Genomic DNA, 15,645 nt, shown 5'->3' on the forward strand with positions numbered 1-15,645 from the left:
ATCATTCGGGTCAATCCGGATGATTGCTTTTTTATTCGACAGAAGACTTTGCTACACGGACATCCACCGCATTTTCAGGAGGAGAGGCCGCAGCTTTGGCGGATAGAGTATAGAAGGTAAAAGCAATGAAGATCCCGATAAGCCAAGCAATATCCATACCGTTCATTGCTTTGGAAAGCGGTCCTTGATAGATCTCTGTATTAATGAAAGGAACCTGGCAAAGAATCGTAAATAAATAGATTCCCATCGTCCGGAAATTTAATCTGCCGAACTGTCCGTCCTTCTTCATGAACTCTTCGTGGTGGTATCTTCTCTTCAATATATAAAAGTCCGTCAGATTAATGACACTCCATGGGATGATGAAGAATAAAACAAAGCCCAGGTATATTTGAAAGTTTGCCATGAAATTTCCAGCACCAGCCGTTGCAGCAAATGCGACGACGATCCCGATCAGTACAGAAATGATGACACGCAGTCTGCCCGAAGTCCGGAACGTCCAGAAGTTACTCGCAATCGAAAGCACAATAATCCCTGCCCCGTAAATATTCAGTGAATTGATTACCAGCACGCCCAATGAAAGCAAAATGACGATCGAGTAGCCAAGTACGCCGCCCATATTCTTAATTTCACCCATGACATTACCGTTGACGACCATCGTAGCGATGGCGGCACCAATGACCATCAGCCATGCCGAACTCAGAAAACTGCCGCCAGCCGAATAGAAGAACGTTTTGCGGGCATCATTCGGTTTCATAAACCGGGAATGGTCGGAAACATAAGGACCGTACGTAATCTGCCAGGTCACACAAATGGATACGGCAAGAATGAAAGCAGTCCAGCTGAACGAACCCTGACTCAGTAAATCCATGGATAATTGGCTGATGACCAGCACAGTGAGGATCAGGAAGATCACTGTATAGCCGATCGTATACAGCTTCATCGATTTTTGAATGATGTTCTGCCCATAGACTGCCAGCAGAACCATCGGAATCAAACTGACCATTACGGTAAGGTTGATGTTAAAACCAAGCGTTTCCTGTACACCTTGAGCAACTAAAATCGTGTTCATGGCCCCATAGCCGAAATACATCGTCAAAATAATGAGCATGGGCAGGATGACGCCAAAGTAGCCGAATTGAGCACGACTCTGCAAGACTTGTGGGATCCCCAGTTTCGGTCCCTGGGCGGAATGCAGCCCCATGAACACGGCGCCGATCGCATGTCCGAGAAGGATAGCGAGTGTTGCCCACCAAAAATTCAGCCCGATGATAATCGCCAATGCGCCGGTGACCAGCGTCGTGGATACGGTACTTGCAGCAAACCAGGTGAAAAACAGTTCTTTCGGATTTCCTTTACGATCTTTCTCAGGGATAAATTCGAAACCGACTTGCTCAATTGATTTTGATTTAGCATTCGCCATGGAAACGCCTCCTTTGATTTTAGAACTGATGAAGGAGAGAAGCAGTTCTCTCCTATTTAACTGACAAAAGGACGCAGTACAGACCAAAATTCTTTCTGCACATCAATTACTTCATCAATCGCCTCTTTTTGATTGGCATATAATTGATCGGGATATCCTTGTGCTCCGGATGAGTATGGATCGGTCACATCGGTTTCAATGCCGCTTAAGCGTTCGATGATTTTTAGTGTGCAGAACGGCACGTAAGCATTGCTGTAGCCGCCTTCATGACAGAACACGATTTTTCCGCCGCAATGCTTGCCTGCAATACGCAGCATAATATCGGTCAGCTTGCCAAATCCTTCAGCTGTCATCATCATCCGGCCAAGCGGATCAAACATGCCGGGATCCTGTCCGGCGGATATGATAATTAATTCTGGCTTGAATTCATCCGCAATCGGTTCGATAATCGATTCGAACGCATGGATATAGCCTTTATCCCCAGTTCCCGGCGGCAATGGAATATTGACGTTATATCCTTTTCCTGCACCTTCGCCGGTATCTTCCTTGTAACCCGTGTCACTAGGGAAGCTTAAGTGCTGGTGAATGGAGAAAAACAGGACATTTGGATCTTCATAGAAAGCCTGCTCCGTTCCGTTTCCGTGATGCACATCCCAATCTAACACCATGATTCGCTCCAACCCGTATTTTTCACGCGCATATTTCGCGGCAATCGCCACATTATTGAAAATGCAGAATCCGATGCCTTTATCTTTTTCAGCATGGTGACCCGGGGGGCGTGTCAGCGCATAGACATTATCGGCTTCGCCTTCCATCACCGCGTCAACGGCACGCAGCGCACCTCCTGTAGAGAGAAGAGCGATTTCGTAGGAACCTCTGCCGACAATGGCATGATCTCCTGCATCTCCGCCAGTCGTATCGCTTAAATGCTTCACTTTTTCCACATATTCAGGGGTATGAAAATATTCAATTTCGTCTTTAGTGGCGGGACGGGGCTCAATTTGATTGAGCTGTTTCATTAAACCGCATCGTGCCAGGAGATTATTGACGCGTCTCTTTGTTTCAGGGTGTTCCACAAACACATCAGTCTGCATATATCCTCCTGAAGGTAAAAAAAGCGTTCCGCTGCCCGTGTCGTGCCAGAAGTAACTTTCATCAAAAATATAGCCAGTGTTCATTTGTATCCCTCCAAAATAGTGTATATAGGTAGATGAATGAATATCAGTCATTCGAAAATATAAGGCGAACCCGAGTAAGCGTTTTCATTTACACTTCAAATTTGCCGCTCTATTGTGATAAACTTAAGTAAGAAGTCGGCAAAGAATCATTGTCAATGAAGCGGGAATTGTGTCCGGATGGTGACATTCCTTCTCTCTGAGTACAAACAATAAATGAATATCAGTCACTTGTCAACTGCAAATTTTGTATAATTTAAAAAAGTTTACAACGGCACTCACTGTCAAAAGGAAAAAGAGGGGCGAGTTGTCAGAAAAGAATGTTTGAGATATAATATTAAAAATCTATAGACAGAGAGCGTGGGGAGTTTATTGGGAAAGAAAACAGCGATTGTTCAATCCGCCATACAGGTTTTTAAAGAGCAGGGAATAGAGAAGACGAAAATCTCAGATATCGTCAAGCGAGCGGGAATCGCACAAGGAACTTTTTATTTGTATTTTCCTTCGAAGCTGTCTTTAATGCCGGCTATCGCAGAAGTGATGGTGGTCAAAACTATGGATATAGTAAAGCACACAGTGGATGACCAGGCTCCTTATCCTAAACAATTCGAGCAAATGGTGGATGCCATATATGAAGTGAATAAAGAATATTATGAGATACTGGCCGTCATCTATTCAGGACTGGCCTCCACTGAGCAAATCCGCGAGTGGGAAGCAGTGTACGCGCCGTTTTATAAATGGGTCAGCGAGAAATTGAAAGCCGCGAAAGCCGCAGGGGCAGTCCGCGATTCCATCAAGCCTGACCGGACAGCTAAAATTCTCATCGGGCTCATCGAGTCGACTGCAGAGCAGGTTTTTCTGTATGCCAGCCATGATGAAAATGAAGCAGACCGTCAAAAGTCAGAGGTTCTCGACTTCATGAATTATGCACTTCAGTTTCAAACGGTAAAAAGCTAATGGAAGAATAGGCAGGGAGGGGCGCCTTTCCATCCGCCCCGTCTTTTTTTCTGGTAATAGTGACTGTGGAAAAATTGTATCGCATTAAATCTTTTATTGTGGTAAAATGAATGACAGTCAGTCAAAAAAGATATTTCAAGATAGAAAAGTGGAGGGGATATTATGAATAAAGCCTGGTTATATGTGGCATTGACTAGCTTCTTTGAATTAGTCTGGATTTTTGGCTTCAATACAGCAGATCAATGGTGGCATTGGATTTTTATCGTAGGCTTTATATTTGTCGATTTTCACTTCTTAACGAAAGCTTGTGAAGGCCTGCCGACTGGAACAGTATACGCAGTATTCGCAGGAATCGGCACAGTCGGGACATCTTTAATGGATGTATTTTTTTTCGGAGAGGATATAAGTTTAGGGAAACTATTTTTCATCTTCATCCTAGTGATCGGCGTGGCAGGACTGAAAATAGCAGATGGCATGGATGAAAAGAAAGCGTTGAAAGGAGTGGAGGAGAATGGGATGGATACTGGTGTTCTTGGCGGCACTAAGTGAGCTCATCGGTGTAATCGGATTGAAGAAGTTCAGTGAGAATAAGAGCTTGATGATGGGATTAATATATTACGGAGGCTTCGGCACGGCATTCTTCTTCCTATATAACTCTTTCAAGTATCTTCAAGTCAGTACTGCCTACGCGGTGTGGATTGGTATCGGTACGGCAGGCGCCGTGATCATAAACATGATTTTCTTCAACGAATCCAAAAGTACAGGCCGTGTAGCAAGCCTCGCGTTGATTGTTGTTGGAGTTGTAGGATTAAAAGCATTGTCATAAATAAAAGGAACGTTCGCGTCATATAGCGAACGTTCCTTTTTTTACTGACCAAGCAGTTTCTTTTCGAAATCTTTCAGTGACATACCCGAATGAACGCGTTGGCGGTTCAAATGAAACGGTGAGTCGCCCTGGAACACATTGCCTTCTGTAATGGTGAAGCCGCTTTTAATGCCGGCGACTTTACTGGCGCGCAGAGCTTCTGTATTACGAAGACCATATGGATAGGCAAGGGCCGATACTGAAGGTTGCCGCGGGACGATTTCATGAATCGTCTGGCTGGCTTTTAACAGATCTTCGTAGATCAGCAGCCTGGGTGTGTATTCCAGCAGTGCCAGTCCCGTCATTGAATTAAAGCCATGTAAATCATATGTATGGCTCTGATAAGAAATGACGTCCTGTGTTGCCTGCATTTGTTGCTCAGTCAAGTAGCCTAGGCGGTTAATTCGGCTGGCAATCAAGAAGGCGGTTGCTTTTAATTTGTTTGCCTTAAGAATTGGATATGCTAAATCTGCTGTAGAGGAATACCCATCGTCAAATGTAATCAAAACGGATTTTTCAGGAAGCTTTATTTTCTTTTGCAGCCAGAGTGTCAATTCTTCAGATGTAATGGTACGCCATCCGTTGACTTTTAAATAATTCATTTGCTCTTTAAACTTACTTACTTCCAGAATGGACAAATTATCTCCGTCTTTATTCTTCACGAGGTCGTGATACATGATAACAGGGAGTCCTTTTTGAACTTCGATATCTTTTCTATAGATGTAACCCGTTTTACCGCCGAAAATAACTGGATAAAAATCGCCTTTCAGCCTCTGAACAAAAACGGTTTGCTTTGACTGCAGGTGACCGAATTGAACTGCTTTTACGGAAGGTTTTGAATAGACCGGTACACTTTTTTTCGTCATAATGCGAACGGGATTTGCACTTTTCAGCTGTTCAGCGTCCTGAGATACTGGATGAGCGTGCTGTTTTGAGAACTTTACTTCCAGGTCACCGATTTTAGAATAGTAAAAACGCTCGTCAGATCCCATAACTGTGTGAACAGAGCCTTTCGAAAAAACAGCGATTTTCTGGGTATCTTTAAAAACAGGGGAAGCGGCAGCGACTTTCACAACTTGACGGTCAGCAGCATGGGTGAGGGGGGCGGCAAATAAACAGCTGCAAAAAAATACAGCCAATACTAGTAACTTCTTCATTCGATGTATGTCTCCTATTCTGTATGCACTTTTTTAATAGTAAGTTGTCGCAGGCGGGAAAGCAAGGTGAATTATGAGGAAAGTCTTGCAGTTTTGTGAATGACAGAGATAAAAGAAGTTAATGATATAAGCAGAATAATTAACCTACTAAAAAGGACTGTTCTGCATGTGCACAGAACAGTCCTTTTCTACTGTGGAAGAGAGAGGGAGCGTCAGAGGCGGGACAACTTTAAGGAGCGCTTCTGTATCTCTCTTTCAAGCATGACAATGAATTCATTGTTTAGTTTAAGTCTCCGGGCCTGTTGGTATGAATAAATCAGCAATTGATCCGATAATTGAAGCATAATAGAATCGCCTCCCCTTAAATGAATAGAAGTCCTCCAAGCTGCATATACTCTCAAGATGTTAATTATGATATTACCAGAGGCATCGGGAAAGAACAACCGTTCGTTTTATCCACATGGCAGGTGGATAAGTTGTTAGTATTATGTGAATAGAGAAGGTAAACACACTGATATTACAGGGTATTATGTGTATAGAGTTATAAACAAAAAAATAGTTGTCGAAAAGTGTCGAAGAGTTTTCTAAATAGTTTAATTTATATATAAGGCTCTTCACCAAAAAATGTGCTTGACAACCTGTCACATGGATGTTGACAGTGTGTGGATTTAATATGTGCGGATTTCATTTCTCAACTTTTTATGGATTTTAATTGATGTGTGAGTTTGCAGTTTAAACCCGCTTCGGCGCTGGGGGATTGCCTTACGCTATGAGCCTACTGGCGAAGAGCATGCCAGCAGTCTCACAGCCACGGCCTACCCCGCAGTTGCGCCTGCGCTAGTGTTGGAGAAAGTACAATGTACTGATTTTTTTGCAGAGTATGAATTAGCTTGTCTTGTTCCGCATCTCGAGTTTGTAAATGCATCGATCACAAGAATCTAAGCCTTTGCAGGATGATAAGTATTACATCAAAAATCATCCCCATTGTAATAGCCCCAAATAGTGTGCTCATACTGCCTGCTCACACAAAAAGTCTTGAAACACCAGCCAGTGTGCCTTCGTTCCAGGCAGCCTAAGAACGCCGACAGGTGATGACAACTTAGGGAGCGAAGCGAAAAAAGATTGTAGAATGAACTCTGTATTGCCTTAATTTCTGTAAAATACACAGAAATTAAGGCAAAGCAAACTCTTCGCTGTTCGCTTGGCTCACCGCGGGCCCGCAAGACAAGCGTCCGCCTGGAACGGAAATCAACGGTACTAAGTAATTTGTAGAATGCTTATTTATTAATTCAACTTATATAGTTGAAGAAAGTAAACTATGAAATCCACTAAAAGAATAGAGTCTAAAAGAGAATGTCTTGGAAGTCTTAGAAAACATAAAAAAACTTTTGTTAATCTTGATATGCAATATATCGCGATGTATTGCATATGTAAGCGTATTCAGTGGTTTTTCATTAGTCACAATTGAGTAAAAACTTTAATAATACGGTTGACCTTTATCTTTATACAAGATATGATAGCAACAATCTAGTTCATAGCCGTGTGGTTCTATACATTGGCTATTCAGAATATTCAACTGAATGCAATTGATTGATAATTGGTTCGTTCGATTAGTTTAGGAGAGATTGCAATGAGAAGTGACATGATTAAAAAAGGGATCGACCGGGCACCGCACCGCAGCTTACTTTATGCAGCCGGTGTTAAAACGAAAGATATGAACAAACCATTTATTGGTGTATGCAACTCATATATTGACATTATTCCAGGACATATGCATTTGAACAAATTTGCTGAAGTAGTCAAGGAAGCGATTTGGGAAGCGGGCGGTGTACCATTTGAATTCAACACGATCGGTGTGGATGATGGAATCGCAATGGGGCATATCGGTATGCGCTATTCACTGCCGAGCCGCGAACTGATAGCAGACTCAGCAGAAACGGTCATTAACGCACACTGGTTTGACGGTGTCTTCTATATACCGAACTGCGACAAGATCACACCGGGCATGCTGATGGCGGCAGTACGGACTAACGTACCTTCCGTATTCGTTTCAGGCGGACCGATGGAAGCTGGCGTATCAGCAACTGGAGAAGCTCTTTCACTAACATCTGTTTTTGAAGGGGTCGGAGCATATAAGAGCGGAAACATGACATTGGAAACGCTGAAGGACATTGAAGAGAATGCTTGTCCGTCGTGCGGATCATGTTCAGGAATGTTCACAGCGAACTCCATGAACTCTCTGATGGAAATGCTCGGTATGGCATTGCCGGGAAATGCGACAATTCTTGCAACCTCTGACGAACGTCATAAGCTGATCAAGAAGGCAGCGAAGCATTTAATGGAATGTATTGAAAAAGATATTAAGCCAAGAGATATTATAACTAAAGAAACAATCGATGATGCATTCGCGCTGGACATGGCAATGGGCGGTTCCACTAATACAGTCCTCCATACACTGGCCATCGCACATGAAGCAGAGATTGACTACAATATTGAAGATGTAAATGAGGTAGCAAAACGAGTACCGTATCTGGCGAAGATCATGCCGGCATCAGATTATTCTATGCATGACATTCATCTGGCCGGAGGTGTAAGCGCAATTGTCAATGAATTGTGTAAAATTGACGGGGCCATCCATAAAGACCGGATTACCATTACAGGGCAGACAATTGCGGAAGATGTAGCAGGACATGAAATCACGAATACAGATGTCATCCGGACGAAAGATGATCCGTACAGCCCAGTCGGCGGCCTGTCCATTTTATTTGGAAATATTGCCCCTGAAGGCTCTGTTATTAAAGTCGGTGCTGTTGATCCTTCTATTAAAGAGTTCAAAGGCGAAGCGATTGTCTTTGAATCACAGGAAGAAGCACAGGATAGAATTGATGATGGCACTGTGCAGGCAGGGCATGTAGTAGTCATCCGTTACGAAGGTCCAAAAGGCGGACCGGGAATGCCGGAAATGCTTGCTCCAACTTCCGCCATTATGGGCAGAGGGTTAGGAAAAGAAGTGGCACTCATTACAGACGGCCGTTTCTCCGGTGCATCCCGAGGAATTTCCATCGGACATATTTCACCGGAAGCTGCAGACGGCGGGCCGATTGCTCTTGTCGAGAATGGTGATATCATCGAAATTAACTTGACGAACCGTACGATTGAACTGAATGTGCCTGACGAAGTTCTTGCAGAGCGCAGACATGCTTTGAAGCCATTTGAACCTAAAATCAAAAAAGGATATCTGGCAAGATATTCAAAACTTGTTACTTCAGCCAGTACAGGCGGAGTAATGAAGATATAAGCTGAGAGTTTTAAGTTGAATAAAGATAAAACGTTGATGAGGTTAAAGCAGATAGAAAATTGTATTCACAGAGAGCCGGTAGCGCTGGAAGCCGGCAGTACAACTATTTGCGACATCCCCTCGGAGTGGACTGCTTAAAGGTTAGGCCGATTAGGCAGTCCCGGGCTCAAGAATTTGGGCTCGTTAGCAATGAGAAAGCGGAGTTTAGGCTTGCTTTCTCATAAGGTGACGATTGTCACGAACTAGGGTGGTACCATGGAAGCTTTTTCATCCCTATGTGAAGAAAAGAGATTTCTTTGCGTGGGATGAAAAGGCTTTTTTTTAGGAGAAAACAACATTGATGAGTTTGAATATTTGAAAAATGCAAGGAGGAGTCCATTATGAGTGCTGAAGTAAAAGAAAAACAAACAGCCGCCGCAGCGAAGCCAATGGAACTTAATAAGAAATCTTTAGACGGATCCGCCATCTTAATCCAGGCGCTGAAAGAACAAAATGTTGAAGTCATCTTTGGTTATCCGGGAGGCGCAGTGCTTCCGATCTATGACGCGCTTTACAACGATCCTATTCCTCACGTTCTGGCACGTCATGAACAAGGGGCAATCCACGCAGCAGAAGGATATGCACGTGTTTCAAGGAAAACAGGCGTTGTCATCGCGACGTCAGGTCCGGGAGCGACGAACTTAGTAACGGGTATCACAGATGCCATGATGGATTCATTGCCGCTGGTCGTAATCACCGGGCAGGTAGCGAGTACTGTAATCGGTACAGATGCTTTCCAGGAAGCAGACATCATCGGCATTACACAGCCGATTACGAAACATAATTACCAGGTGCAGAATGTAGCAGACCTTCCGCGGATCATCCGCGAAGCATTCCATATTGCTTCTACAGGAAGACCGGGACCGGTTGTTGTCGATGTTCCGAAAAACGTTGCAACAGATCTGTTCGTACCAGTTGAAAAGGAAAATAAAGAAGTGAATTTACCTGGCTACCAGCCGACTAAAACGCCGAATTACCTGCAAATTCAAAAAGCTGCAAAAGCTATTTCTACAGCGAAAAAGCCGATGATCCTTGCAGGAGCCGGGGTGCTTCATGCAGGCGCAACAAATGAACTGAAAGAACTTGTGGAAAGACATCAGATTCCTATAGCGAACACATTGCTGGGTCTGGGTTCTATTCATGGAGATCATGAATTATTTGTCGGAATGGCTGGAATGCACGGACTGGCAACTGCCAACTACGGTTTGAATGAGTGTGATGTTTTGCTGAATGTCGGTGCCCGTTTTGATGACCGGCTGACAGGGAACTTGCAGTCATTCCTGCCGAACGCACGTGTGATTCACGTAGACATCGACCCGGCAGAAATCGGCAAGAACGTTGTAACTGAAATTCCGATCGTCTCGGATGCAAAAGAAGCATTGGCGGCATTGCTGAAAGCGGACTTCAAATCGCCTGATTCATCGGAATGGGTACAATACTTACAGAATATGTCGAAAGAATATCCGCTGTGGTACAAAGAAGACGACAAGGATCTTCTTCCACAGCAGGCACTGGAAATTGTGCACCGCATAACAAAAGGTGATGCGATTGTAACGACTGACGTGGGCCAGCATCAAATGTGGACGGCGCAGTATTACCGCTTGAATAATCCGGACAACTGGGTAACATCCGGCGGCCTTGGCACAATGGGCTTCGGTTTCCCGGCAGCTATCGGGGCGCAGATTGCGAAACCTGATGCGCGTGTAATCGCAGTTGTCGGGGATGCAGGTTTCCAGATGACGGCGCAGGAACTTTCATTGCTTCAGGAACTGCGGATTCCCGTTAAAGTTATCATTCTAAATAACGGTGCACTGGGCATGGTCCGTCAGTGGCAGCAAACATTCTATGAAGAACGCTATTCGCAGTCGCTGATGCCGGTTCAGCCGGACTTTATCAAATTGGCTGAAGCGTATGATCTGAAAGGATACCGGATCAATACGCTGGAAGAAGCAGAGAGAGTTTTTGAAGAAGCTTTATTATCAGATGAGCCGGTTCTAATTGACTGCCGGGTAAAACAGCTGGAAAACGTTTATCCGATGGTAGCGCCAGGTAAAGGCAGTGCAGAAATGATTGGAGTGAGTCCTAAATGAAACGAATCATTACCGTAACAGTTATCAACCAAAGCGGAGTGCTGAACCGTGTAACAGGACTTCTCATGAAGCGTCAATTTAACATTGAAAGTATTACAGTGGGTCCTACTGAACAACCAAATAGATCAAAAATGACGTTCCAGGTTCATGTGGAAGATGAAAACAAAATCGAACAACTTGTAAAACAGCTGCAGAAGCAGATAGATGTTATTACAGTTAAAGATATAACGGATAAAGCAATTGTGCTGCGTGAGCTCGCCTTAGTCAAGGTGATCTCGCCGCCGCAGATCCGTGCTGAAATGAACAGTATTGTTGAACCTTTCCGGGCGACCATTGTCGATTCAGGAAAGAATGTAGTAACTTACCAGGTAACGGGTGACCCAGACAAAATCGAAGCTTTCATCGATTTGCTGAAACCATATGGCATCAAAGAGTTAACACGAACCGGCGCGACGGCATTTGCCCGTGACATGCAAAAGGTTCAAGCACCACAGCTGTCGATTTTAAAACAATAATTCACACACACACTAGGAGGAAATGAAAATGACAAAAATGTATTATAACCAGGATATCAATGAAGGACTATTACAGGACAAAACAATCGCAATCATCGGGTACGGTTCACAAGGACACGCACATGCTCGTAATCTAAAAGATTCAGGCTTCAACGTAGTAGTCGGCGTACGCCCGGGTAAATCGTTCGATCAGGCAAAAGCTGACGGATTAGAAGCATTGACTGTTAAAGAAGCATCTGAAAAAGCAGATTTGATCATGATCCTGCTTCCTGACGAAAACCAAAAAGCAGTATACGAAGCAGAAATCGAGCCGGCTCTTGCTAAAGGTAAATCACTGGTATTTGCTCACGGTTTCAACGTTCACTTCGGCGAAATCAAACCTCCTGCTGATGTAGATGTATTCCTTGTAGCTCCAAAAGGACCAGGACACTTAGTACGCAGAACATTTGAAGCAGGCGGCGGTGTTCCGGCACTATTCGCAGTGTATCAAGACGTTTCAGGCCAGGCGAAAGACGTAGCTCTTGCATATGCAAAAGGAATCGGATCTGCACGCGGCGGCGTATTGGAAACAACATTTGAAGAAGAAACAGTTACAGACCTTTTCGGAGAGCAGGCAGTACTTTGCGGCGGCTTGACTTCATTAGTAAAAGCTGGATTCGAAACGCTTGTAGAAGCTGGATATCAGCCTGAACTTGCTTACTTCGAAACATTGCACGAAACAAAGCTAATCGTAGACTTAATGTACGAAGGCGGAATGGCTGGAATGCGCTATTCCATCTCTGATACAGCTGAGTGGGGAGATTTCGTTTCTGGACCGCGTGTTATCGATGCAGATACAAAAGCACGGATGAAAGATATTCTTACTGATATCCAATCAGGTAAGTTCGCAAAAGAATGGATTGAAGAAAACAAAAACGGACGTCCTAAATTTAACGCAATCGAAGAAGCTGAATCTAAGCACCAAATCGAAGAAGTTGGACAAAAGCTTCGTTCTATGATGCCATTCATCAGCGAAGGAGCTAAGTCGAAAGAGGAAGAAGTGGTAGCGAGTGAGAAAAATTGATATTTTCGATACCACTCTTCGCGACGGTGAGCAATCTGCAGGTATTAATTTAAATACAGTAGAAAAGTTAGAGATCGCCCGCCAACTTGAAAAACTCGGGGTTGCAGTCATTGAAGCAGGATTTCCTGCTTCTTCCCCCGGGGATTTTGAAGCCGTTCAGCGTATCGCTAATACTGTGAAGAACTCAACAGTTACAGGCCTTGCAAGAGCGATGAAGAAAGATATTGATATATCATGGGAAGCCCTTCGCGGCGGCGTCCAGCCTCATCTCCACGTTTTTTTAGCAACATCGCCGATTCATATGGAATATAAGCTGAAAAAATCTCCGGACGAAGTGGTTGACATAGCAGTAGATGCGGTAAAATATGCAAAGCAGTATTTCCCTCTCGTTCAATGGTCAGCAGAAGATGCTTTCCGTTCAGAGCCTGAATTCCTCGTCAGAATCATTAACAAAGTAATACAAGCCGGAGCTACCACAATCAATATTCCCGATACTGTAGGCTATGCAACACCGCAGGAATATGGTGCTCTTTTCAAATACTTGAAAGAGAATGTTACCGGAATCGAGAAAGTAAAGTTGTCTGCACACTGTCATGATGATTTGGGGATGGCTGTGGCCAACTCCATCGCAGCTGTGGAAAACGGTGCAGATCAAGTGGAGTGCACGATTAACGGAATCGGAGAACGTGCAGGAAACGCTTCATTGGAAGAAATTGCGGTAGCTATGCATATCCGCAACGACTTCTATAATATGGAGACCGGCATCAACTTACAGGAAATTAAACGTTCAAGCCAGCTGGTAAGCCGTTTGACAGGTGTAGTGATCCAGCCAAATAAAGCAGTTGTCGGCAAAAATGCATTCGCCCATGAATCCGGTATACACCAGGATGGCATGCTGAAAAATCGGCAGACGTATGAAATCATCACACCGGAATTGATTGGGGAAACGGATATTCCGTTAGCACTCGGTAAACACTCCGGACGCGCTGCATTTAAGGATCGCGCAGTCACGATGGGGTTTGAACTGACTGACAAGCAAATCAATGAGGCATTTGATGACTTCAAAAAGCTTGCAGACCGTAAAAAAGAAATTACAGAAGACGATTTATTCGTACTGTTTACCGGCCAGCAATTGGCTGATACCGATACTCCAATTTATGAATTGCACAACGTACAGGTTCAGTACGGTACATCCAATATACCTACAGCGACGGTTACAGCTACTGTACCAAGCGGCGAAACCGTTACCGTTGCGACAACTGGCGCAGGTTCTGTTGAATCCATTTTCAACGCATTAGAACTTGTGATCAAAGGTGAGGTTCTGATTCTCGACTACCGTGTAACATCCATCGGTAAAGGCCGGGATGCACTGGGAGAAGCGCTTGTTAATTTGACTTATAATGGCTTGGAACTGAAAGGCCGCGATGTGGCACAAGACGTATTGGAAGCATCTGCAAAAGCTTATCTAAATGCAATTAACCGCCAATTAGTACGTGAGAAAATGCGTAAACAAGAAGTAATTAATTGACTTAATTAACTGCATTTTTAGTGGACAGGAAATATAAAGTGAAGAGGATATTCTTTAGAAAATAGTAAGTAGGATCGAAGCGAAAGACGGTCGACTCCGGGAGGATCAGCCCGACAGGTGAGACAACTTTGGGGAGCGAAGCGAAAATAGCGTGTAGAAGGCACCCTGTATTGCCTAAATTTCTACAAAGGACGCAGAAATACGGCAAAGCGAACACTTCGCTGTTCGCTTGGCTCACCGCGGGCCCTCCGGAAAGCGTACCGTCTGAAGCGCAGATCCCAAACTGCGTACTAAGTATGTCCGTAGTACAGGTTTAGGCAGGGAACATTTTAAATAGAGGATAGAGTATTCGATCGAGTGATACGAGATTGATCAAGGAGGAGAAGTTCTATGGAAAAGAAAATAGCAGTATTGCCGGGCGACGGCATAGGACCAGAGGTAATGGCAGAGGCTGTTCGAGTGCTGGAAGTGATCGGCAGACGCTTCAACCATACATTCCATACTGAGTATGGACTAATTGGCGGAGCGGCAATTGATGACAAAAATGATCCGCTTCCAAAAGAAACAATTGAATTATGTGAATCAAGTGACGCCATTCTCCTCGGAGCTGTAGGTGGGCCGAAGTGGGATCAGAATCCGTCTGAATTACGGCCGGAAAAAGGGTTGCTCGCAATTCGCAAACACTTTGATCTATTCGCGAACCTCCGCCCCGTTGCAGCTGTTCCTTCTTTAATCCATGCTTCTCCTCTAAAAGAAGACATTGTAAAAGAAGTCGATATGCTGATTGTGCGTGAATTAACCGGAGGACTTTATTTCGGTAAACCAAGCAGGCATACAGATCAATCTGCAGTAGACACACTGGTATACACACGTGAGGAAATCGAACGTATTGTCGACAAAGGTTTCGAACTGGCCAGGTTGCGTAAAGGCAAAGTAACCTCTGTGGACAAAGCGAATGTACTCGAGTCAAGTAAACTGTGGAGAAAAATTGTAGAAGAAAAGAAAGCTGATTACCCGGATGTTGAGGTGGAGCATCAGTTAGTGGATTCCTGTGCCATGAAGCTCATTACGAATCCGGCTGCATTTGACGTCATCCTAACGGAGAATATGTTTGGTGACATTTTAAGTGATGAAGCTTCCGTAATTACAGGATCACTCGGCTTATTGCCTTCCGCAAGTGTCCGCTCCGACGGATTAGGCCTATACGAACCGGTACACGGTTCAGCACCGGACGTGGCAGGCCAGGGCGTAGCCAATCCGGCAGCGGCAATTCTTTCAGTGGCGATGATGCTGAAGTATTCATTCGGACTGGAAACAGAAGCAGCAGCAGTAGAAAAAGCAGTAAATACCGTGTTTGAAGAAGGACACTTCACTGCAGACTTAGCCGGCAAAGACCAGCGCTCATTATCCACAAAAGAATGGACAGATAAAATCGTAGACGAACTGGACCTTCAGTTTGTGTCTAACAGTATTATGTATTCTTATATTTAATAACCAAAAGCGGAGACGGCCGTTTAGCTCCGACAGGCGTTGGAAGG

Annotated in this window: 13 protein-coding genes; 9 read left to right on the forward strand and 4 right to left on the reverse strand. The window is 44.4% G+C overall.

What is annotated here, in order from left to right:
• Positions 1-31: 31 nt before the first annotated feature.
• Positions 32-1,420: a purine-cytosine permease family protein gene (locus tag GDZ68_RS09545; RefSeq protein WP_153722064.1), complete on the reverse strand. Its 1,389-nt coding sequence runs from the start codon at positions 1,418-1,420 to the stop codon at positions 32-34.
• Between the two features lie 56 nt (positions 1,421-1,476).
• Positions 1,477-2,598: a class II histone deacetylase gene (locus GDZ68_RS09550; protein WP_228551069.1), complete on the reverse strand. Its 1,122-nt coding sequence runs from the start codon at positions 2,596-2,598 to the stop codon at positions 1,477-1,479.
• 369 nt (positions 2,599-2,967) lie between these two features.
• Between GDZ68_RS09550 and GDZ68_RS09555 the strand changes: the two genes are divergently transcribed.
• The 3 genes from GDZ68_RS09555 (at position 2,968) to GDZ68_RS09565 (ending at position 4,378) form a co-directional block, all read left to right on the forward strand.
• Positions 2,968-3,552 carry a TetR family transcriptional regulator gene (locus GDZ68_RS09555; RefSeq protein ID WP_153722066.1) on the forward strand — a complete coding sequence of 195 codons (585 nt, stop codon included), beginning with the start codon at positions 2,968-2,970 and terminating at the stop codon, positions 3,550-3,552.
• Between the two features lie 159 nt (positions 3,553-3,711).
• Positions 3,712-4,101 carry a DMT family transporter gene (locus tag GDZ68_RS09560; RefSeq protein WP_153722067.1) on the forward strand — a complete coding sequence of 130 codons (390 nt, stop codon included), beginning with the start codon at positions 3,712-3,714 and terminating at the stop codon, positions 4,099-4,101.
• Positions 4,064-4,378, forward strand: a complete 315-nt coding sequence (locus GDZ68_RS09565; RefSeq protein ID WP_153722068.1) for a DMT family transporter — start codon at positions 4,064-4,066, stop codon at positions 4,376-4,378. The genes GDZ68_RS09560 and GDZ68_RS09565 overlap by 38 nt, the downstream gene beginning before the upstream one ends.
• 41 nt (positions 4,379-4,419) lie before the next feature.
• On the opposite strand, the gene GDZ68_RS09570 is transcribed toward GDZ68_RS09565, so the two are convergent.
• Complete coding sequence (locus GDZ68_RS09570; protein ID WP_153722069.1) at positions 4,420-5,574, reverse strand: polysaccharide deacetylase family protein; 1,155 nt, start codon at positions 5,572-5,574, stop codon at positions 4,420-4,422.
• 212 nt (positions 5,575-5,786) lie between these two features.
• Positions 5,787-5,918, reverse strand: a complete 132-nt coding sequence (sda, locus tag GDZ68_RS09575; RefSeq protein WP_153722070.1) for a sporulation histidine kinase inhibitor Sda — start codon at positions 5,916-5,918, stop codon at positions 5,787-5,789.
• Positions 5,919-7,204: 1,286 nt separating this feature from the next.
• On the opposite strand from sda, the gene ilvD reads away from it, so the two are divergent.
• From ilvD to leuB, 6 genes are all read left to right on the forward strand, one after another.
• A complete protein-coding gene (ilvD, locus tag GDZ68_RS09580) occupies positions 7,205-8,872 on the forward strand; it encodes a dihydroxy-acid dehydratase (protein WP_153722071.1) in 1,668 nt (555 codons plus the stop codon).
• A gap of 380 nt (positions 8,873-9,252) precedes the next feature.
• The gene (ilvB, locus tag GDZ68_RS09585; protein WP_153722072.1) at positions 9,253-11,001 is read left to right on the forward strand and encodes a biosynthetic-type acetolactate synthase large subunit; all 1,749 of its coding nucleotides are present in this window, start codon (positions 9,253-9,255) and stop codon (positions 10,999-11,001) included.
• A complete protein-coding gene (gene ilvN / locus GDZ68_RS09590; protein ID WP_153722073.1) occupies positions 10,998-11,516 on the forward strand; it encodes an acetolactate synthase small subunit in 519 nt (172 codons plus the stop codon). The genes ilvB and ilvN overlap by 4 nt, the downstream gene beginning before the upstream one ends.
• A gap of 28 nt (positions 11,517-11,544) precedes the next feature.
• Complete coding sequence (gene ilvC / locus GDZ68_RS09595) at positions 11,545-12,579, forward strand: ketol-acid reductoisomerase (protein WP_153722074.1); 1,035 nt, start codon at positions 11,545-11,547, stop codon at positions 12,577-12,579.
• The gene (locus GDZ68_RS09600; RefSeq protein ID WP_153722075.1) at positions 12,566-14,107 is read left to right on the forward strand and encodes a 2-isopropylmalate synthase; all 1,542 of its coding nucleotides are present in this window, start codon (positions 12,566-12,568) and stop codon (positions 14,105-14,107) included. The genes ilvC and GDZ68_RS09600 overlap by 14 nt, the downstream gene beginning before the upstream one ends.
• A gap of 390 nt (positions 14,108-14,497) precedes the next feature.
• The gene (gene leuB / locus GDZ68_RS09605) at positions 14,498-15,598 is read left to right on the forward strand and encodes a 3-isopropylmalate dehydrogenase (protein ID WP_153722076.1); all 1,101 of its coding nucleotides are present in this window, start codon (positions 14,498-14,500) and stop codon (positions 15,596-15,598) included.
• Positions 15,599-15,645: the final 47 nt, after the last annotated feature.

It is taken from the genome of Sporosarcina cascadiensis, from assembly GCF_009650995.1.
Lineage (GTDB): Bacteria > Bacillota > Bacilli > Bacillales_A > Planococcaceae > Sporosarcina > Sporosarcina cascadiensis.